Origin of the sequence: Adhaeribacter soli (assembly GCF_008727925.1) — a bacterium.
In the GTDB taxonomy this organism is placed as follows: Bacteria; Bacteroidota; Bacteroidia; order Cytophagales; family Hymenobacteraceae; genus Adhaeribacter_A; species Adhaeribacter_A soli.
On record NZ_VTWT01000005.1, the window covers coordinates 13,418 to 33,305 of the forward strand.

15 protein-coding genes are annotated in these 19,888 nt (G+C 46.7%); 9 read left to right on the forward strand and 6 right to left on the reverse strand.

Features of this window, described 5'->3' with window-relative positions:
• Window positions 1-45: 45 nt before the first annotated feature.
• From F0P94_RS09755 to rho, 3 genes are all read right to left on the reverse strand, one after another.
• Window positions 46-417 carry a hypothetical protein gene (locus F0P94_RS09755; RefSeq protein WP_150903703.1) on the reverse strand — a complete coding sequence of 124 codons (372 nt, stop codon included), beginning with the start codon at window positions 415-417 and terminating at the stop codon, window positions 46-48.
• A gap of 35 nt (window positions 418-452) precedes the next feature.
• Window positions 453-2,807 (reverse strand): penicillin-binding protein 1A, encoded by a 2,355-nt coding sequence (locus tag F0P94_RS09760; protein ID WP_150903704.1) that lies wholly within the window; start codon window positions 2,805-2,807, stop codon window positions 453-455.
• Between the two features lie 894 nt (window positions 2,808-3,701).
• Window positions 3,702-5,627, reverse strand: coding sequence for a transcription termination factor Rho (gene rho / locus F0P94_RS09765; protein ID WP_150903705.1), 1,926 nt, complete (start codon window positions 5,625-5,627; stop codon window positions 3,702-3,704).
• 286 nt (window positions 5,628-5,913) lie between these two features.
• On the opposite strand from rho, the gene serS reads away from it, so the two are divergent.
• Together serS and F0P94_RS09775 are read left to right on the forward strand one after the other, a co-directional pair.
• On the forward strand, window positions 5,914-7,188 hold the full coding sequence (serS, locus tag F0P94_RS09770) for a serine--tRNA ligase (protein WP_150903706.1): 1,275 nt from the start codon (window positions 5,914-5,916) through the stop codon (window positions 7,186-7,188).
• A 460-nt stretch (window positions 7,189-7,648) separates the two neighbouring features.
• Window positions 7,649-8,269, forward strand: a complete 621-nt coding sequence (locus F0P94_RS09775) for a hypothetical protein (RefSeq protein ID WP_150903707.1) — start codon at window positions 7,649-7,651, stop codon at window positions 8,267-8,269.
• Window positions 8,270-8,307: 38 nt separating this feature from the next.
• Here F0P94_RS09775 and F0P94_RS09780 read toward each other — a convergent pair whose 3' ends face one another.
• Both F0P94_RS09780 and F0P94_RS09785 read right to left on the reverse strand, forming a co-directional pair.
• Complete coding sequence (locus tag F0P94_RS09780; RefSeq protein WP_225307181.1) at window positions 8,308-8,775, reverse strand: OsmC family protein; 468 nt, start codon at window positions 8,773-8,775, stop codon at window positions 8,308-8,310.
• A gap of 50 nt (window positions 8,776-8,825) precedes the next feature.
• Window positions 8,826-9,854, reverse strand: coding sequence for a glycosyltransferase family 9 protein (locus tag F0P94_RS09785; protein WP_150903708.1), 1,029 nt, complete (start codon window positions 9,852-9,854; stop codon window positions 8,826-8,828).
• A gap of 355 nt (window positions 9,855-10,209) precedes the next feature.
• On the opposite strand from F0P94_RS09785, the gene F0P94_RS09790 reads away from it, so the two are divergent.
• On the forward strand, window positions 10,210-11,304 hold the full coding sequence (locus tag F0P94_RS09790) for a hypothetical protein (RefSeq protein WP_150903709.1): 1,095 nt from the start codon (window positions 10,210-10,212) through the stop codon (window positions 11,302-11,304).
• Window positions 11,305-11,307: 3 nt separating this feature from the next.
• On the opposite strand, the gene polX is transcribed toward F0P94_RS09790, so the two are convergent.
• Window positions 11,308-13,017 carry a DNA polymerase/3'-5' exonuclease PolX gene (polX, locus tag F0P94_RS09795; protein WP_150903710.1) on the reverse strand — a complete coding sequence of 570 codons (1,710 nt, stop codon included), beginning with the start codon at window positions 13,015-13,017 and terminating at the stop codon, window positions 11,308-11,310.
• 271 nt (window positions 13,018-13,288) lie between these two features.
• Between polX and F0P94_RS09800 the strand changes: the two genes are divergently transcribed.
• From F0P94_RS09800 to F0P94_RS09825, 6 genes are all read left to right on the forward strand, one after another.
• The gene (locus F0P94_RS09800; RefSeq protein WP_225307182.1) at window positions 13,289-13,723 is read left to right on the forward strand and encodes a hypothetical protein; all 435 of its coding nucleotides are present in this window, start codon (window positions 13,289-13,291) and stop codon (window positions 13,721-13,723) included.
• Between the two features lie 255 nt (window positions 13,724-13,978).
• Window positions 13,979-14,383: an EVE domain-containing protein gene (locus F0P94_RS09805; protein WP_150903711.1), complete on the forward strand. Its 405-nt coding sequence runs from the start codon at window positions 13,979-13,981 to the stop codon at window positions 14,381-14,383.
• A 295-nt stretch (window positions 14,384-14,678) separates the two neighbouring features.
• A complete protein-coding gene (locus F0P94_RS09810) occupies window positions 14,679-16,118 on the forward strand; it encodes a hypothetical protein (RefSeq protein WP_150903712.1) in 1,440 nt (479 codons plus the stop codon).
• 659 nt (window positions 16,119-16,777) lie between these two features.
• Window positions 16,778-18,283, forward strand: a complete 1,506-nt coding sequence (locus F0P94_RS09815; protein WP_150903713.1) for a T9SS type A sorting domain-containing protein — start codon at window positions 16,778-16,780, stop codon at window positions 18,281-18,283.
• Window positions 18,284-18,327: 44 nt separating this feature from the next.
• A complete protein-coding gene (locus F0P94_RS09820; protein ID WP_150903714.1) occupies window positions 18,328-18,921 on the forward strand; it encodes a hypothetical protein in 594 nt (197 codons plus the stop codon).
• A complete protein-coding gene (locus tag F0P94_RS09825) occupies window positions 18,914-19,840 on the forward strand; it encodes a T9SS type A sorting domain-containing protein (protein ID WP_191906997.1) in 927 nt (308 codons plus the stop codon). Before F0P94_RS09820 ends, F0P94_RS09825 begins: the two co-directional genes overlap by 8 nt.
• Window positions 19,841-19,888: the final 48 nt, after the last annotated feature.

Below are 19,888 nucleotides of genomic sequence, written 5' to 3' on the forward strand. Positions count from 1 at the left end.
CTCCGTGGAGCAGGCTTTTTTTATGAAAATGTTGCAATAGATCCTTTATTTTAGATTTGCTATAAAAATTACGAAAAGAATAGAAAGTATTATATATCCTAAAATCAGTAGGGTTCCTGTTCCTTCTTTAATTGGAGGATTTAATTTATAATGTTCTAAAATCTTTTTATTTGATCCATTCTTCAGTAATAAGCAATAATTAAAATAAATGAAAGCTCCTAAAATTAATAATTGTAGAGGCTTGCCTGCTACTGGGAGCTTATAATCAAACAACCATTCTAATGTAAATAGTATTGATAATAAATTCATTCCAAGCAAGCCCCATGCAATTGAGAAAGCATAAATAGGACTTTCTTCCCCATTTCCTAAAGAACCTTTATAAATCTTATAAAAGAAATATTTATACGCCTTTATCATGCTTAGAACCCATTAGAATTGCCATTCTTCTACAATCACGGCACAATCGCCGTAGCACCTTCTCCCCCATCACCCGGCTCCACATCCTGCGCATCCTTGATCTGCAGCGAATCTACTTTTGGTTTCGGGATGTAAGATTGGCACATGTACTTTTTGCGGATCTTGACGGTAGGTTTCGGGAAACGGCCGAAGGTATAACCCAGGTCCGGGTTCTTGTACACATTTTCCATAAAAATGCCATACACCGGCAACGCTGTTTTGGAGCCCTCGCCTAAGCTGGAAGTCCGGAAGTGGATGCTCCGGTCATCGCCGCCTACCCACACGCCGGTAATCAGGTCTTTGGTTACACCCACGTACCAACCGTCGGAATGGTTGGAAGTGGTACCGGTTTTGCCGCCTACTTCGTTGCCTTTGCGCCAGCCCAAGTCGTATTCCCAGAGCGCCTGTGAGGTTCCGCCCTGTTCTTCCATCCCGCCTTTCAGCATGTAGGTCATGAGCCAGGCCGTTTCGGAGCTGAGCACTTTTTTCTGCTTCGGCATAAAGGTATGGATCACGTTGCCGTTGCGGTCTTCAATGCGGGTAACGTACATCGGCTCGGTCCGGAAACCGTTGTTCACGAACGTACCGTAAGCGCCCACCAATTCAAACAACGACACATCCGAAGATCCCAGACCAATGGAAGGTACCGCCTCCAACTTGCTTTTAATGCCGAGTTTTTTAGCGTATTCCGCTACGGTTTCCCAGCCCACTTTTTCGGTTAACTGTGCAGTAATGGAATTAATGGATTTACCCATGGCGTGCCGGATGGTAATGTTAGCACCCGAAAAATGATAATCGGCGTTGTGCGGGCTCCAGCTTTTGGCTTCGCCGTTCTCCATGTAGTTAATGGTAATGCGCTTGTCCTGCATCCGGTCGCAAGGCGAGTAGCCTTTGTCGATGGCGGTTACGTACACGAATGGCTTGAAAGTAGAGCCCGGCTGCCGTTTGGCCTGTTTTACGTGGTCGTATTTGAAATATTTGAAGTTGATGCCCCCTACCCAGGCTTTGATCTGGCCGGAATGCGGGTCCATGGTAACCATGCCGGCGCGCAAAATGCGTTTGTAATATGCCAGTGAATCCATCGCACTCATGGTCACGGTTTTCTCCAGACTGTCGTTATCCCACGTAAACACCTTCATTACCCGCGGACGGTTCAGTTCGGCTTCGATGGCAGCCTGATCGTTGCCGTATTTCTTTTTCAGCGCTTTGTAGTATTCGGTGCGCTTCATGCTGGCTTCCAGAAAGCCGGGAATTTCCTTGTCTTTATCGTCTACCCACGGGTTGTTTTTGCCCCAGTGGCGGTAGAATTTCTTTTGCAGGTCGCGCATCCGTTTTTCCATAGCCTGTTCGGCCAGCGCCTGCAAGCGCGAATCGATGGTGGTGTAAATTTTCAGGCCGTCGCGGTACAGGTCGTAGCCGTTTTCGTTGCACCATCTCTTCACGTATTCGCTTACCGCCCCTCTGAAATACGTAGCCGGACCATCGTAGTGGTTTTCTACTTTGTATTTCAGCACAATGGGCAGGGCGCTCAACGAATCGGCCATGTGTTGCGGTATTACCCGGTATTTTGCCATCTGGGCCAGCACCACATTCCGGCGGCGCATGGAATTTTCCGGGTTAAAACGGGGAGAATACGTGGTTGGCGCTTTGAGCAAACCCACCAGCACGGCAGCTTCTTCGGTTTTTAAACTATCCGGCGAGGTTCCAAAAAACGTTTTGGCAGCCACTTTTATCCCGAAAGAATTACTGCCGAAATCTACCGTGTTCAGGTACATCGTCAGGATTTCCTGTTTGGTATAATTCTGCTCCAGCTTAATAGCCGTTATCCATTCCTTGGTTTTGTTTATCAACGTACTAACGCCGGGAATATATCCCAAAGCCCCTTTCGACTTTTCCGTCCGGATCTTGTACAGGTTTTTGGCCAGCTGTTGCGTAAGTGTTGAGCCGCCGCGGCTTTCGCCTTTCGCTACTGCCGCTACCACGCCCAGCATGGCTTCCGGATCGATACCCGAATGATTGTAAAAACGCGCATCTTCGGTAGCAATTAAAGCCTTAACGAGCATGGGCGAAATTTTCTCGTACTTCACCGGGCTCCGGTTCTCGCGGAAATACTTCCCGATCAGTACGCCATCGGCGGTATAAAGCTCCGAAGCCAGTTCCGTTTTGGGATTTTCCAGTTTATCGAGGCTGGGCGATGCGCCGAACAGGAAAAGGAAATTGATATCGACGAGGAAAAGGTAAACCAGAAACCCGATCAGGCCAAAGGCAAAAAAACGCCAGAGCCAGTTTACCAGCCGCGCATAAGCCTTTGTAGGTTTGGGGGTACTATTCGGTTGTTCTTGTTCAGACATTGTAAAATATCCTGCCTCTGCATCTACACCGCTTACCGGCCGGCGACAGGAAAAATCCTGCAAATATAAATGTTTAAAAGCGGATTTCGCTATTTCAACCTTTAGCCTTTTTTCATTATATTCTCCCCAAACGCTATGATTATCAGGCTTAAACTGTAACTGAAGGAAATTTAAAGGCAGTACTCAGTGCAAAATAACCCCGGAAACTACATTTTATTTACCAATCAACTACCCCGCGCCTGCTCCTTATTGGGTGGCGGCCTTCGGCTTTGTAAGAATCAGGATTTACAGGATTAAAGGATTTTCAGGACTTTAGTTTTTTCGGAAAGACTGCCGTAGCAGGATGAAAAAACGCGGCCATCTCGACGCAAGGAGAGATTTCCGGAATAAGGTAAAAATGCCAGAATAGAAATTACTGCCAACCTATGGGATTTCTCCCTTTGGTCGAAATGACCGAAAAAACGGTAGTTCTGAGCAAGAAAAGGCATTAGTGCTCAACGCCGACGAGGTCCTTCGCTGTCATTACTCATGACATAATTAAAATATTGCGTCATCCTGAGCACAGCGAAGGACCTCGTCGGCTCCCAGTAGAGGGCATACTACTAAATTCCGACAAGGTCCTTCGCTGTGCTCAGGATGACACTTAGCAAACGGCACCACTACTGAAAACCAATTTTTAATGTCATTCCCACTTTTCGAAATTTTAACCCCAACTTTTCCCCACTCAGGATACGCAATAAGGTAGGTTTGTGCCTGTATTACAAGGCTTGGCTTAAAAACGCTACCAAAATCAACAAAAAAGGTCCTGCCACAAACCAGTAGCAGGACCTTTTCTTATTTACCGAAAATCGAACATTCGAACCTACGAAAATTCGAAAATTCTAACAATCGAACCTACGAATTCATCGAGATCAGGAACTCGTCGTTATCCTTGGTACCTTTCATGCGGTCTTTCAGGAATTCCATGGCCTCGATTGCGTTCATATCCGACATGAATTTGCGAAGGATCCAGATGCGGTTCAGTTCATCTTTATCCATCAGCAAGTCCTCACGGCGGGTACCGGAAGCCGGAACATCGATAGCCGGATAAATACGGCGGTTAGCCAGTTTCCGATCCAGCTGAAGCTCCATGTTACCTGTTCCTTTAAATTCTTCGAAGATCACTTCGTCCATTTTAGAACCGGTTTCGATCAGGGCGGTAGCGATAATGGTTAAAGAACCACCATTTTCCACGTTACGGGCTGCACCAAAGAAACGCTTCGGTTTGTGCAGCGCATTGGCATCCACCCCACCGGAAAGGATCTTACCGGAAGAAGGAACAACAGTGTTGTAAGCACGCGCCAGACGGGTAATGGAATCTAATAAAATTACTACGTCGTGGCCGCACTCTACCATCCGTTTGGCTTTATCCAATACAATGCTGGAAATTTTCACGTGACGCTCGGCAGTTTCATCAAACGTAGAAGCAATCACTTCCGCTTTCACGCTACGCGCCATATCCGTTACCTCTTCCGGACGCTCGTCAATTAAGAGGATCATCAGGTAAACTTCCGGGTGGTTTTCGGCAATGGCGTTGGCAATTTCTTTCAGCAATACCGTTTTACCGGTTTTCGGCTGCGCCACGATCATACCCCGCTGGCCTTTACCAATCGGCGCAAACAGGTCCATGATGCGGGTGGAATACTGGCTGGATTTGGTAGTCAGTTTTAAGCGTTCTTCCGGGAAAAGCGGGGTTAAGTGCTGGAACGGAATCCGGTCGCGAATTTCTTCGGTGGTACGGCCGTTTACGGAGTCCACTTTCAGGAGGGCAAAGTATTTTTCGCCTTCTTTCGGAGCGCGTACGGTACCTTTCACGGTATCGCCGGTTTTTAAACCGAATAACTTGATCTGGGAAGGAGAAACGTAAATATCGTCCGGAGAAGCTAAGTAATTGTAGTAGGTAGAACGGAGGAAACCGTAACCGTCCTGCATTAATTCCAACACGCCTTCGTTAGCAATTACGCCATCAAATTCGCGCCAGTTATTGTTGTTGAATGCCGACTGATTTTGCGGCTGTCCCTGCTGTTGCGGCCGTTGCTGATTTTGCTGTGGCTGTTGCTTTTGCTGGAATGGCTGCCGTTGTTCGCGGGGCTGGTTTTCGTCGCGCGGGGCTTGTACTTCGCGGGGCTGCGGCTGAATGTTTTCCCGTTGTTCGCGGGGTTGTTGTTCTCTGGTCTCCCGTTGTTCGCGGGGCTCCTGCGTTTGCTGTGGCTCGCGTCTTTCTTTTGGCTCCCGAACTTCCTGCTGACCTTGCTCGCGCATTTCACGGGGCTGCTGCTGCTGTTGGTCTTGTGGTCTTGGCTCCCGCATCTGGCGGCCCGGTTGCTCACCGCGGAGTTGCTGGTTCTGGCGATTTTCCCGGGGCTGACGTGGCTGGAATGGCCGGATCGGCCGACCGTTGGAATCTAATTTTTCTCCGTTATCCTGTCTTTCTGAAGTATCCTGACCTTCTTCGGATGTCCGTTCTGCTGGTTCTACGGCAACGGCCGGACTAAAATCCTGCACTTGGGCATCGTGGCGGACAGCGGCGGCGGGCTTTTCAGCAGGCTCGGCCACGGCCGTATCGGTGGCAATGGCGGTTTCGGCAACCGGGGCAGAAACAGCGGCGGCTACGCGACCTCTCCGGGGCAGCTTTTCGGCCGGAAGCAAGGCCTGCTGGTCGAGGATCTTGTAGATGAGATCTTGTTTGCTGAGTTTCTTGAAATTGGTCACGCCAAGCCGTTCAGCGATTTCTTTGAGCTCTGAAAGCAGCTTGTCTTTCAATTCTTCAATGTTGTACATAGAAAAGATAACGGTAGTTGAACTGTTTTCTTGAAGGCCACAGGATAGGTGTATCCGGAAAGGCAGGTTCAGGAAAATATTAGAGTTTGATTTTGTACTGATTTTTGGCCCGGAAATTTGGCCTGTTTTGAATTCGTGCCACAATGTTAAACCAAACCAGACGAATTACCAAAGCATTAGCGAGGTTTTTGGTAAAAATGTTTCAATTTCCGGGAAAAGATTTCAGATTTAACGTTCAATCTGCAAAAAAGTATATTTTTGCGCCTTAAACTTTTTATCAGAAACTATGCTGCAACTCTCCGTTTTAAAAGAACAGACCGATCTGGCCATTGCCGGACTTACGAAGAAGCATTATAAAAATGCAGCTGCCGAAATTGCCGCCATACTGGAAACCGACCAGCGCCGCCGCAAGGTACAGCTCGAAAACGACGATGTGTTGTCGCGCTCCAATTCGCTGGCCCGCGAGATCGGTAACCTGATGAAAAGCGGCGAAAAAGCAAAAGCCGAAGAACTGAAAGCCGAAACCGCCGAGCTGAAAGCAAAATCCAAAACGCTGGGCGAAGAACTGGCAACGCTGGAAAACGAGCTGCAGCAGATGCTGGTAAAACTGCCGAACATTCCGCACGAAAGCGTACCTGAAGGCCGTTCTGCCGAAGACAACGAAAATATTTTTCAGCACGGCGAAATCCCGACGTTGCACGAAGGCGCGATGCCGCACTGGGAGCTGATCAAAAAATACGACATCATCGACTTCGACCTCGGCAATAAAATTACCGGCGCCGGTTTCCCGGTTTATAAAAAACAGGGTGCCCGTTTGCAGCGCGCGTTAATCAATTTCTTTTTAGACGAAGCCCTGAAAGCCGGTTACACCGAAATTCAGCCGCCAATTCTGGTTAACGAAGCTTCCGGTTTCGGTACCGGTCAGTTGCCCGATAAAGAAGGCCAAATGTATCACGCCACCGAAGACAATTATTACCTGATTCCAACGGCCGAAGTACCGATCACCAACATTTACCGCGACGAAATTATTCCGCGCGAAAAACTGCCGATCAAGAATGCCGGCCACACGCCCTGCTTCCGCCGTGAAGCCGGATCGTGGGGTGCCGACGTGCGCGGCCTGAACCGTCTACACCAGTTCGACAAAGTAGAGATCGTGCAGATCCAGGAGCCGGAGAAAAGCTACGAAGCCCTGGAAGAAATGAGCAAGTACATCCAAAGCTTACTGCAGAAATTAGAGTTACCGTACCGCGTATTAAGATTGTGCGGCGGCGACATGGGTTTCACCTCCGCCCTGACTTACGACATGGAAGTTTATTCCGCCGCGCAAGGCCGCTGGCTGGAAGTAAGCTCCTGCTCCAACTTCGAAACCTACCAAGCCAACCGCTTAAAACTCCGCTACAAAGGTGAAAACGGCAAAACGCAATTGCTGCACACTTTAAATGGAAGCGCCTTAGCCTTACCAAGAATTGTAGCTGCTATTCTGGAAAACAACCAGACGCCGGAAGGCATTAAAATGCCGAAGATCCTGCACAGCTATTTAGGGTTTGAGGTGATCAAGTAATTTTATTTGAAAATGTAATTTGAAAAGGGCGGTCAGGATTGGTCGCCTTTTTTTATTTGGCAGGAAGGGTGACCCCACCCCAACCCTCCCCTAATTCAGGGGAGGGAGCTGCTGCAGTGCTGAATTTTAATTCTGGCGTTTTGTAGTTAACGGTAGAAATGGTAGGATAAGAAGTCCTAATTAAGCAAGCTAATAATATCAATCATTTTCGCCAGGTCTGTAACGCGCATGAGTCATGCTTCGAAGTAAGATAAAATCAGGCTACGGACAGCTCCCCTCCTTTTTTCAAGGAGGGGCTGGGGGTGGTTGACCATTCTTACCGAACAACGCTAACTACAAAACTGCTATGCCTAAGAAGCTAAAAAGTACAGCAAACCTCTGCCAGAACTAATTGCTTATTCACCTTCCCAAACTCCCTTTCCGCAAAACCGTATCCAAGCCAGTACAAAAGTAAGAAGCAATGGGATTAGACGAACTTTTCGATAAACTGAAACACGAAGCCAAAGCGCTGGTTGGAGAAGAAAGCAAGAATAAACTATTTAAGGCAGAGCGGGAATTTGAAACCGCCGAAGAAACAAAAAAGCATTTCCCGGCCGCTAAAGAACGACTTTATGCCATAAACAAATGGACCGAAGAATCCGGGATAAAAGCAACTTTCGAGCTCTACAACGAACAGCTTAAGCCGGTTCCTGCTAACCCGAAAGTAGGGTATTTCATGAAGATCATTTTGCCGGGCGTGGCCATTGAAAACTGGGTGGAAGTAACCAGCCTGAAAGAGGAAGAAAACCTGACGGAATTTACGGTGCACCCCTGTTCCAACCCAACCAACGACGACGATAAAACCCAGCACTTTTTTGTGAAGGAAACCAGCAGTACGTTCCGGGTGGAATTAAAAGAAAATAAGATTTGGGCAGCGGAGATCGGAAAAAATGAAACAATCAACAATCAGGAGGAAGCCGGTTACCGGAGCGCCGTAAATACGTTAATTGCCGAAGGCGGCTGGGCTGGGGTTCAGAAACTCCTCTGGCAGAATTTAGCCGATTACTGGTGCGGGTTAAAAGAAGCCGACAAAACAAGTTGAAAGGTAATAGAAAGGTGGCAGCTCTCCGGAAGGTGAATCTATTGAAAATCCGGGGCTGCCATTTCTACTTTCATGGTAATCGGGAAGGCCGGTAAAAGGCTTTGGTGCACCGGGCATTTTCCGGCAATAACCGTAAGGCGCTGCACCTGTTCTTCCGATAAATTTCCGGATAGTTTTACCAGCATTATTATTTCCTGGATCTCCTTAAAATCGGCTTCGGTGGCAAAGGTTTTCTCACGGGTGAAATACTGCAGCCGGGTTTCGATCTTTTCTAGGGGCCACTGTTTCCGGTTCGCATACATCCGCAAGGTAATAGCCGTACAGCTTCCCAAAGCGGATAAGATCAGGTCGTAGGGGTGCGGGCCGGTATCTTCGCCGCCCAAGTTTACGGGCTCGTCCACTACAAACGTATGGTTACCGGATCTCACTTTTGCTTTTAAGGCGCGCGGGCCCACCTGTACCGTTACGTCACAGGGTTCAATATCACAGGAAGCTAATTTTTCCAAAACTGAAAGGCTATGGTTCTGCCCTCTAAAACTGGAAAAGCGAAAAAAGGTTAAGCCGGAAGCTCAAAATCAAATTTCTGTTCGCGCATACACTTGAAATGGCCTCGCGGACATTTGCTGTACCCGATCTTCGAACAAGGCCGGCAATTCAACCCTTTCACCTCGAAAACCTCGAAATCGGTTTTGTACGGATACATGCCGAAAGCCGGAACCGTATTCCCCCAGATGCTGTAAATCTTTTTCTTAAAAGCCGCCCCAATGTGCATTAAACCGGTATCGTGGGTAAAAAGCGCCTTGCACTGTTTTACCAGCGAAGCCGACTGATTCAGGTTGTACTTGCCGCAAGCGTTGTAGATGGTTGTTGGTTGTTGGTTGTTGGTTGTTGGGATTTCGTTGTTCGTTGTTCGTTGTTCGTTGTTCGGGTTTTGGAAATGCTTCGCAATTAATTCGCCGGTTTCGTGGTCTTCTTTGCCGCCGAGCAGAATGATGGGTGCATTAATTTTTTCGCAAAGTTCGATGAGCTTTTCTACCGGCAGGCGCTTGGTGTAGTGCTGGGCGCCGATGGCCATGCCGTAATAGCCGTTCCGGTGGGTTTCTGGTAAGCTATTCAGGGCTACTTCGTCTTGTTCCGGAATAAAATAATCCAAACCCTGCCCGTCGTTCTTGATGCCGAGCCGGAGCTTATCGGTGGCGCCGAAATACCGGTCTACGATGTGCAAGTCGGGCATAGCATTGTACTTCAGGTTCACCAACAGCCACTTCTGAATATTGAGTTTATCAAAGGTGCCGGATGGCCTGCCGAGGCGGGTTCTGATAATGCGCGTGCGGAGGTTATTGTGCAGGTCCACTACGTAATCGAAGCGTTCTTTTTTCAGCTCCGCGATCAGGTCGTTCAGGCTCTCGCCGAGGTAGTGGGTTTTATCGATGTAGGGGTTATTTTCTACGATGCTGCGGAAGCCCTGCTTGGTGCAATAATGTACTTTGGCATTGCCCAGCTGCCGCTTCAAAGCCCGCACAACCGGCGTGGTTAAAACGATATCGCCAATGGAAGAAAAACGGAGAACGAGGACTTTGTACAAAACTAGAGGGCAGAATAATTATACTGCAAATTTAAGGATAAAACTTTCGAACTCCAGTAAACATTGGTTAAATTACAAAACATTTGAAATTGTAACTTAAAATGAAACTGCGAGGCATTGTATTCTTTGTTTTTTACTCATTTTCGCAGAAGCAACTTTATTTGCCCAAGGATATTTAGTAGATAAAAAAGATTGGTATCGGCCAGACTATGCAGCGTTAAATGTAGACACTGTAAAAATTTGTTCCGGTTATCCGGTTGGTCAATCACATTTTAGTGATGTAATTACATTATCTTATAACAAACAAGGGTATCTTACTTACTATGAAAAAGCGAATTATTATACAAAGTCAGGGGTGGGAAGATTTGATCCTATTATTAATCCTGAAGTTGAAAAAAGCTGGATGCGAAATTTATTCACATATGACGATAAAATGAGATTAATTAAAATAACTTTTGAAGAAAGTATCTCAAATTATCCGAAATTAAATACACCTATTGATAAACTCAATTTGAAGAAAAACGGTGGGTTTCTACCGGATTATTATGAAGAAGCAATTCAACCGTTTGATTATTATGTTGCAATGAAAATTCATTCAATCTCTTTTACTTATGATTCAAAAGGTAAACCGGCAAAACAGATTTTTCAATTCATTCTATACGGTAAGATAAAGGAATTTCTTGCTAGCGATGTAGATTATAGTACGCGGGAAGAAATTCCACCTTCGATTATAGAGGTCAAAGGAAGAAAATTAGTCTTTGATTCATTAATAATTGACAAACACAATTCAGAAATTTATTCCAAATTGGGGCTTTGGAATTATTATGAAAATAAATATGCAAAGGAACAAAGCCTTATAAATTGCAAAAATCTGGATTTAAATAATAAAAGCATTTGGATTCAACCATTGGAATCCTCTTTCTGTGAAGGAGAAACTATTGTCCATAGGACGACCAACACGGGTACAAATCAAATAATCAACAATGGCATTAAATCCAATATAGTTGATAGTGCCGGGAAATTAGTTATAACCAAACACTATATTGAATCCAATGAAAAGCAATTTAATTGCGCCAAAGTTAACGACCTTGGAAATATTACTGAATTCAGGTACACGGAAACAGGCAAAGTAGAAACAGAAACTAAATTCCTCGTTTATAAACTTGTTGATAAATCAGCTCCACCAAAACCCTTTTGCCCCGGCCAAGAACTGGTAACTTATAATTTACCGGATGGAATTTTTCTAATTAAAGTTGGAAGTACAAATTATAATTACAATGTATCCGGCTTATTAGTAAGTGAAGAAGGTCTTTACTACAGTTATTCAAAGTCCCAGAATTTAAATGGCATTGGCCAACAACCCATTGAATGTTATGAACCCTGTTTTAAGTTAAATAAATACGGTAGACAATTTAAATTATATTCCTATACTTTTCATCCTGCAAAGTAACTTTTACAAAATCCCCTTCTCTTTCTTCCGCTGCAGAAAATAAGCCTCCACTTCTTCCCTACTCTTTGCATTAAAAGTCATTTCGGCGGTTAGGCCACCTTTGCGGCCCATGAGTACGCCGTAGCGCATATCGGCGTAGCCAGAAGTGCTGTGGGCATCGGGGTTAATGCTGAGCATCACGCCTTTTTCCAGGGCATAATGCACCCAGCGCCAGTCCAAGTCGAGGCGCCACGGGTTGGCGTTTATTTCAATAATCACCCCATTTTCGGCGCAAGCATCTATCACAGCTTTGTGGTCGATCGGGTAACCTTCGCGGCGCAAAAGCAAACGGCCGGTTGGGTGGCCGAGCATGGTGGTATAGGGGTTGCGGATAGCGTTAATGAGGCGTTCGGTAGCTTTTTCTTCCGTCATTTTCAGGTTGCTGTGCACGGAGGCCACTACAAAATCGAAGGTCTTCAGAATAGCCTCTTCGTAGTCTAGCGAGCCGTCGTTCAGAATGTCGGATTCAATGCCTTTGAAAATTTTGAATGGGGCTAATTCCTGATTTAACTTTTCAATTTCGCGGTGCTGCGCCATGACGCGGCCTTCCTGCAAACCGTTGGCGTAAAAAGCCGATTTGGAATGGTCGCAAATGCCGAGGTACTGGTAGCCGGCTTCTTTGCAGAAAACTGCCATTTGCTCCAGCGTATGCGTGCCGTCAGAATAGGTGCTGTGGTTGTGCAGAATCCCTTTCAGGTCGGCGTCTGTAAGCAGTTTTGGAAGCTTGTTTTCGCGGGCCAGTTCCAGTTCGCCGTAGCCTTCGCGCATTTCCGGCTCAATAAATTTCAGGCCGGCTTTTTCGTAAACCGAAGCTTCGGAAGCGAACGTTTGTTTTTTCAGCAATTGGTATAGCGTTTCAGAACCGTTGTAGGCTTGGCTCAGATGCGCATCGGTGGCAGAACTCCGGAAAACCTCATTTACAAAATCGGCAGGCGACACCAGTTTTACTTCGAGTTTTAAGCCGATTTCGGATATCGTTCCGCGCCAGGCAAATGGTCCGGAGAGTTTTGGATCCTGTTCCAAAGCCGAAATTTCGTTTAGCTGTTCCTGGGTTTTTACCGGGTTTTCCGTACCGATTACCAGCTGCAGCGTTTCGATGATTTCCAGCCTACGACGATATTCGCCGGTTAGTTCTACCAGGTCGGTTTGCAGGTTTTCGCGGAGCAAATTTTTCAGGTCTTCGGCAGGAATTTCGGCTTCGGCCCAGAGCAGTTTTCCTTTGCTTTCTTCGGAATAAAGCAGCGCATTTTTCAGGGTTTCCTGCGTTTTGGCGCCGAAACCTTTCAGCTTGGCGATCTGGTCGTTTTCACAGGCTTCCAGCAATTGCTGCGTGGTTTCAATGCCCAGTTCTTTCCAGATGGTGCGGATCTTTTTCGGGCCGATGCCTTTGATGTTGAGCATCTCCACCACGCCGGGCGGCGTAATTTCCAGCAGCTTGTTCAGGTCGGCAAAGGAACCGGTCTGGTTTAGTTCCACAATTTTAGCCGCAATGTTCTTGCCAATGCCATCGAAATGTTCCAGTTGCTTTTCACTCAGGCCTTCCAGCGGCGAATCGATGCGCTCGAGCACCATTACCGCGTTCTGGTACGATTTTATTTTGAACGGATTCTCCTCGTGCAGCTCCATTAAGCTGGCCATCAGTTTAAAAGTGCGGCGTATCTGTTTATTTTCCATCTGTTTTTAGTGATTAGTGAATAATGATTAGTGATTAGTACTCCATAAACCGTAAGTACCCACGTACATTATTTCTTCTTTGCCGTTTGCTTTAGCTGACTGGCAAAAGTAAAATTAGGCAAAGCCGCCGGAATTGAAAACGGAATGGTCTTTTTAGTTTTCAGACAAAAAGCATATCGTTTTCACCTACTAAGCATTAATCACTATTCACTAATCACTAATAAATGATTTTTGTATATTGCCTGCTCTTTTCACCCTTTAAACGTTTCTTATGGGGACTTTGAACTCGGTTTATTCCAAAATTATTCCGGCCGGTTTGCTGCTTTGCCTGTTGCTGATGGCGGGTACCTGCAAAAAAAAGGACGATAAAAAAACGGCGGCTTTAGCCAATGCCCTGCTGGGTAAAACCTGGCTGCACTCCCACGAAGACGACCGCGGCGATACGCTTGTTTACCGGCCGAACAGCTATGATTTTCCGCCGGCCCGCGGACGTACCGGTTTCACCATGGAAGCCGACGGCACGTTCCGCCAGTATGATATTGCCCCGACCGATGGTCTGGAAGAGCACCCCGGCCGCTGGGAAATAGTGAACGATAAGGTGCTGAACGTGACTTTCCCGGATAAAAAATCTACCGATTTTCAGGTGGAAGTTTTTTCGGCGGAACCGGAAATGCTGAAAGTAAAAAAACAATATAAAAATCAGTAGCAAAGACCGAATAAAAGGAATGACGCATGCGGGAAGAGGTAAATAAATGGCTTTAGAATATCCAACCGTATAAATATTCAGGTATTTAAGAATTTATATTTTTCAAAGAAGAAAAAAAATCACATCCGGCCTTCAGGGTCTTGCTCCTGGTCTTTTCACTTCAGAAATTATTTCAATTCCCGAATGCAATCCTTTCTGCTTAGATTATTCCTATCTTTCTTCTCATTCAACAAACTCTCACTTCACTAATTACGCATGAACTACTGGTTAGTAAAATCGGAACCGGAAACATACAGCTGGGGCAACCTGGTAAAAGACGGCAAAACCACTTGGGACGGGGTACGCAATTACCAGGCCCGGAACTTTTTGCAGCAAATGAAAAAAGGCGATCTGGTGCTGTTTTACCACAGTGTTTCCGAAAAAGCCGTGGTTGGGTTAGCCAAAGTGGAAACCGAAGCCTTCCCCGATCCTACCATAGACGATCCGCGCTGGCTGGCAGTAGAGCTGGTTCCTTCCCGCGATTTTAAAGACAAAGTAACCCTGGAACAAATAAAAGCCGACCAGCGCCTGCAGCAAATTGGCCTGCTTCGCCAGTCGCGCCTTTCGGTAATGCCGCTGAAGCCCGAAGAATTTGAGGTTATCCTGGGCCTGGGAAACTAACTGAGGTTGCGCATTTTTTTTGAAGTCCCCCTTTGGAGGGGGTTGGGGGAGGATTTTCACATTATCTGATTTTAATAAATTCCAATAATTCTCCTGTCCTCCCCCAACCCCCTCCAAAGGGAGACTTTTTTTCCTGCTTGTGTAATGTCAGTAACTAAATTCCTGTAATATTTTTTCTGGTCTTGGCTACGGTTTCCATTCAGGCTACCCTGCCTGACGGTAACATGGCCAAATAGCATTTAAGCCAGAAAAACTCCGGTATATGGTTCGCGTAAATCTGAACTCTGACCCGGCTATGAAAACAACTCTTACCCTCCTGATTTTAACCTGCTTAGCCCGGTTGGCCATTGCCCAGCCTACGCAAAGCGCCCGCCTCGAACTGAAGGTCAGCAACGATTACACCGCCTTCAGCGTTTTGCCTTTACCCGACAGCACCCTGTTGGTGCTGGTACAGGAAGGCTCGCTCCGCAAAAAGCTGGAACCCTTTTCGCTTTTCCGCTACGGCCCGGACCTGGGACTGATCTGGCAGAAACCGGTAGCGGTGGCGCCGGGCAGCAAATTCATAAAAGCGCGTACCGATAAGCAGCAATGCTATTTTCTTTTTCAGAGCCAGAAGTATAACGAGCTTTTCCTCTTGCGGGTAAGCCCGGATAACTCCCGGCAAACAATTACCCGGCATAAACTCCCGCAAGGCATGGGGTTCCGGTTTTCCGATTTCCAGGTACTGGAAGGCCAGCTTTTTTTAACGGGCATGCAAAACGACCGTGTGGTACTGCTGCACCTGGATACCCGCCGCGAAGAATTGCAGAACCTGCCCGCCTTTGTAGATCAGTTCTCTTCGCTGTCGGAATTTTACGCCGATGCCAACAGTCAGCGCATGGAATTTATCTTGTCTGAATCGAACGGCACGAAGGCGCGCCTGCAAACCCGGCGCCTTTCCCCGGACGGCAACCTGTACTCCCTTAGCTTTTTGCAAAGCCCCGACCGGAGCTTCCTGAATGCCCGCCTGAGCCCCGGCGACAGCACCCAGAAAATAATTGCCGGCACCTACAGCCTGCGCGACCTGCGCTACGCTCAGGGATTTTTCAGCGGGCCGTTTATGGCGCAATCAGACAAGAAACTTCAATACCACGACTTTACCACCTTTTCGCATTTCTTCGATTATTTACGCCCTTCCCGGCAGGAAAAACTGCGCCGGAAAGTAGACCGCTACCGTTCTTCAAAAAAGATCTACCCTTTCCGTCAGCGGGTGCTGTTGCATAACCTTTTGCCCTACCAGAAAGGCTACCTGCTTTTAGGCGAATTATACCAGCCCCATTACCAGGGCGAAGGCGCCGGCAACCGCATGCTGGATGGTTATGAATTTAAGCAGGCCGTAATTATGGCCATGGATAAGGAAGGAAACCTGCTCTGGGAAAACAGCCTGCCCTTGCGCGGCCCGCTGCAAAATGAGATAAGGGAAACGGTAACGGCAGGCGCTGCCGGAAACCGGGTGTTTATCTGTTACCCGCACGAGAACAGAGTGTATTACAAGGAAATGCTGGGCAGCGAAACCACCCCGAACGACAAATTTATCGAGATTACTTCCCTCAAGCCCGGCGAGAAAATTGTGACCACCGTGCAGGATGGCGTTTCACACTGGTTCCAGAATAATTTCATTTCCTACGGCACCCAGTATGTGCGCAATGGCAGCGATTCGCGGCTGGTATTCTTCGTAAATAAAATTTCATTCTGAGCTTTACCGAATTAAACTGACATTTGCGCCCTTGTTACAGCAGGGCTGCTTCATTCTAATTTCCGCTGGTTCAGGTTTTCAACCTGAACCCATTTATGATCTGAAGTTTCTAACTTCAGTGAGGCATTAGCCTCAGAAAGGACTATTTCTACAGGAACAACAGATAGCTACTCCTCTAAATGCTCCTACGACTAGGATTCAAAATTATTATTTCGTCATCTCGACGCCAGGAGAGATCTCCGGAAAAAGGTAGAAAAACTAGAATAAAGGTACTACTAACTTGAGGAGATCTCTCCTGGCGTCGAGATGACGAAAAAAGCTAACGTTTTGCAATTTATTACCCTTTCTAACCCTGCAAACACCTGTTTTAATTTTATGTCCTAATCGTAGCTAAACGCTCAAGGGAAGAATCCGCCAGAAGTAAGTGGCCCTACCTTTTACAGAGTTCTGTCGGGGACAGGACCTGGCAAAAGCACTTTGAACCTTAAAAAAGGCAAGTAAATATCCCTGAAAAGGAAGGTTATAGCCGGAAGAATGAATTCCCGGGGACTCCGGATTACCTGAAAACTTTTCTTACCTGATTAAAAATAACAGAAAATATTTGCTTTATTCAAAATTAACGATACTTTCGTAACAATCTAACCCTTAACCCTGTTGCTATGAAAAGACCGTTACGCCTTTCGGCCTTGCTGGCCATGTTTTGTCTTGGCGGCACTGCTGCCTTTGCCCAGAACTTTCAGCCTTTCCGCAAGGGGCCTACTTACCATTTCATTGCTGGTGATTCCCTTTATTCTTTAAGGATAGATTCGGTGAAAGTGGTGGCCGGAGATTCGGTTTTTGTGTTTAATCCTATTGCCCGGAAAGGAGCCCAATCTTCGGCTCAGGGTTGTAGTCCAGGTTCAACCGGCCCTGCTGCCTATACCGTTCACCCCAATAACCAGTTTGGCCGGCAGATGCGCAAAGCTCCGAATGGCGAGTACATTTTCCGCACGGTGCAGGGCCAGGAATATTTGCTTAAAACCAAAGTAGCTACCGGCCAGAGCTGGGCTTTTAACCCAAACAATTCAACTTCTAATCTTACGGCTACGCTTTCGGCCAAAACCGTGGAAACTATACAATCGGTAATGGATTCGGTTTATACCTATACCCTGAGCAACGGCAAAACCATAAAGCTTTCGAAAAACTACGGATTCACGGCCACGCCGAACTTTATTTCCGATACCGATCCGTATTTCAAGCCTAAGGATCTTGCCTTTTATGCCTTGCCGGAAAAAGGGATCGGCCAGCCGGTCAGCAGTCCGTTTGTGATCTTTGGGTTCCAGCCGGGAGACGAGTTCATGTATCATTCGGTTGAAGAAGGCTCGTCTGGCTCTACCTGCACCGAAGAATGGCTGCACCGGACCATTTTAAGCCGTCGCAACAGCGCCAACGGCGATTCTATTTACTATTCAGTAAGGGAGCAGCGTTTAGTTAAAAGCTATGGCATGCCTTCTGCCCCTGTAGGGTGGTGCCAGACACCTTCCGGCACTACCCTGCATAACCCTACTACCAATACGCTGATCATAACCAAAAAAACGCAGCCTGTAACGGCTGCCCTAAGTAACGGTTTTGATCCGGTTCCGGGTTTTCAGGGACAGGTAGTAACCGGAATTTACCGGAACTCCCAGTTTAACCAACGCATGCAGATGGCTAGTCAGGAGTATGATTACGATCCCTGCTCCCAAACTTTTAATTTGTTTGTACACGGAGGCTCTTACTTCCGGCACGGCGTTGGCTTAGGCTTAGTGTACAGTTATGGCTCAGTGGCCAATTATGGTTTCTCCACCACCACCTTACTGGCCTACAACAAAGGCTCCGAAACGTACGGCACCTGGCGGACTTTGGCCCAGATCATGAGCACATCCAAAGAACTTGAGAAGGCCGCCGTAAAAGCTTATCCTAATCCTTTCAATGCTGAAATAACCCTCCAGTTACAGGAACTTACCGGCAAAGGCAAAGCAGAGATTACAATTCTGAATGCTTTGGGACAGGTAATGCATAAAACGGAAGCTGCAGTCGGCACGAAGGAATTACACCTGAACCTGCCGCATTTAGCCAAAGGCTTGTACGTAGTACGGGTTGTGCAACAAAGTAAGGTTTATAGCAGTCGGTTGGTGAAAGACTAAGCACAATTAAACTTGTACCATGGACACTTATAAAACCGGAAACGATGCGCAGTAAGTTGGCTTTTTACACGGGAATATTCCTGTTCTTATTTATTCAGCTATCCGCAATGGCACAAAACTACGAGCCAATCAAGGCAGGGTACGTCTCGCAGTTTATCGCCCGCGATTCTATTTACGCTATAGCCGGTAATGGAAGCGGCGTGATCGATTTGAATGATGTTGTTAAGAAAGGAAAAATCAGAGTTGGTTCTACCGCTTGCATAGGCACTAATACAACGTATCACGAACAACCCAATAATCAATTTGGAGAAGCAATATTGGTGCAGCCCGGCGGTGAATTTACTTTTGTGGTGGCATCCGGTAATACTTTCCCGAAACAGCAACAGGGTTTTCTTCTAAAAACCAACGTTCCGGTCGGTACTTCCTGGCAAATGAATGCCGCAGCAACTTTATCGGCAACTTTAAGCAGTAAAACTGTAGCAACCTTTTGTGGTGTTTCCGATTCTGTACTGACTTATAATTTGAGCGACGGAAATCAAATCGTTCTCAGTAAAAATTATGGTCTGGTGCAGGCACCGAATTTTACTGCTTACGTTGCTGGTTCCGATTTTAAAAAAACGGGTACTGCAAATGTATAAGCTGCCGGAGCTTACCTGGCAAAACACGTTCAATTCACCTTTTAAGGTTTACGATTTTCAGCCAAATGACCGCTTCAGTTACTATAAAAAAGAAGCCAATTCTACTTTTTACGAGGAAGAATGGTATCAAAACAAGATTCTTACCCGCAGGAACAGCCCAGGCGGCGATTCTATTTATTACACAATAGAGCATCGAAAGCTATCCAGACGAGGTTTAGCTTTCAGTCAGAATCCTAATCCCGGTCCTTTTACTTTGGCGCCGCCGGTAATCCAAGATTTAATTATTACGGAACACACGAATCCAGAGCTTTACAAGCTTACAAATGAATTTTCGCCAGGTAGTCCCTTTTTCCAGTCAGCAAACCGGGCACAGGTTAATGTGGCAATAAAAAAACAAACCCGCTATCACCAGCGGGAGGTTTTCAAATTTACTGATTACAGCTACACCGCAGGCTCCTGGCAGAATTGCGGCAGCAACTTTGGTTATACACCGGATGTGGAACGCTATGTTTCGTATGGTGCCGGTTTGGGAAAAGTATATGATTTCTCAATTGATTCATGGCCCATGTTAACCTGGGATAGTTTACAGGCTTACGTGAAAGGCAGTGAAACCTACGGCACCTGGGTTGATTTCACCCAGATAATGGGTACAGACAAAGAAATAAAACCAGTTCCATTCTCAGCCTACCCAAACCCATTCACAGAGGAGCTTTCGCTCAGATTCGATGCTGCTTTTAAAGCCGGAACTACTACCATTTCCATCCAGAACACCCTGGGGCAGGAGGTTTTTAGCCAGCGACTGAATGCAATTCCAAACCAGGAAACGAAATTAAATTTGCCGCATTTAGCCAAAGGCTTGTATGTGGTTCAGGTGACACAGCATGGGAAAGTTTACACCAGTCGGTTGGTGAAGGAATAGCAGCTACTTTTTCCGGTTAAAACGGTAGCATCTTGCGTTAAAACCTGT

Bases quoted from the DNA above. Each gene is read 5' to 3' on its own strand.
- F0P94_RS09755 (WP_150903703.1), bottom strand. From the start codon at position 417: ATGATAAAGGCGTATAAATATTTCTTTTATAAGATTTATAAAGGTTCT.
- F0P94_RS09760 (WP_150903704.1), bottom strand. From the start codon at position 2,807: ATGTCTGAACAAGAACAACCGAATAGTACCCCCAAACCTACAAAGGCT.
- rho (WP_150903705.1), bottom strand. From the start codon at position 5,627: ATGTACAACATTGAAGAATTGAAAGACAAGCTGCTTTCAGAGCTCAAA.
- serS (WP_150903706.1), top strand. From the start codon at position 5,914: ATGCTGCAACTCTCCGTTTTAAAAGAACAGACCGATCTGGCCATTGCC.
- F0P94_RS09775 (WP_150903707.1), top strand. From the start codon at position 7,649: ATGGGATTAGACGAACTTTTCGATAAACTGAAACACGAAGCCAAAGCG.
- polX (WP_150903710.1), bottom strand. From the start codon at position 13,017: ATGGAAAATAAACAGATACGCCGCACTTTTAAACTGATGGCCAGCTTA.
- F0P94_RS09800 (WP_225307182.1), top strand. From the start codon at position 13,289: ATGGGGACTTTGAACTCGGTTTATTCCAAAATTATTCCGGCCGGTTTG.
- F0P94_RS09805 (WP_150903711.1), top strand. From the start codon at position 13,979: ATGAACTACTGGTTAGTAAAATCGGAACCGGAAACATACAGCTGGGGC.
- F0P94_RS09810 (WP_150903712.1), top strand. From the start codon at position 14,679: ATGAAAACAACTCTTACCCTCCTGATTTTAACCTGCTTAGCCCGGTTG.
- F0P94_RS09815 (WP_150903713.1), top strand. From the start codon at position 16,778: ATGAAAAGACCGTTACGCCTTTCGGCCTTGCTGGCCATGTTTTGTCTT.
- F0P94_RS09820 (WP_150903714.1), top strand. From the start codon at position 18,328: ATGCGCAGTAAGTTGGCTTTTTACACGGGAATATTCCTGTTCTTATTT.
- F0P94_RS09825 (WP_191906997.1), top strand. From the start codon at position 18,914: ATGTATAAGCTGCCGGAGCTTACCTGGCAAAACACGTTCAATTCACCT.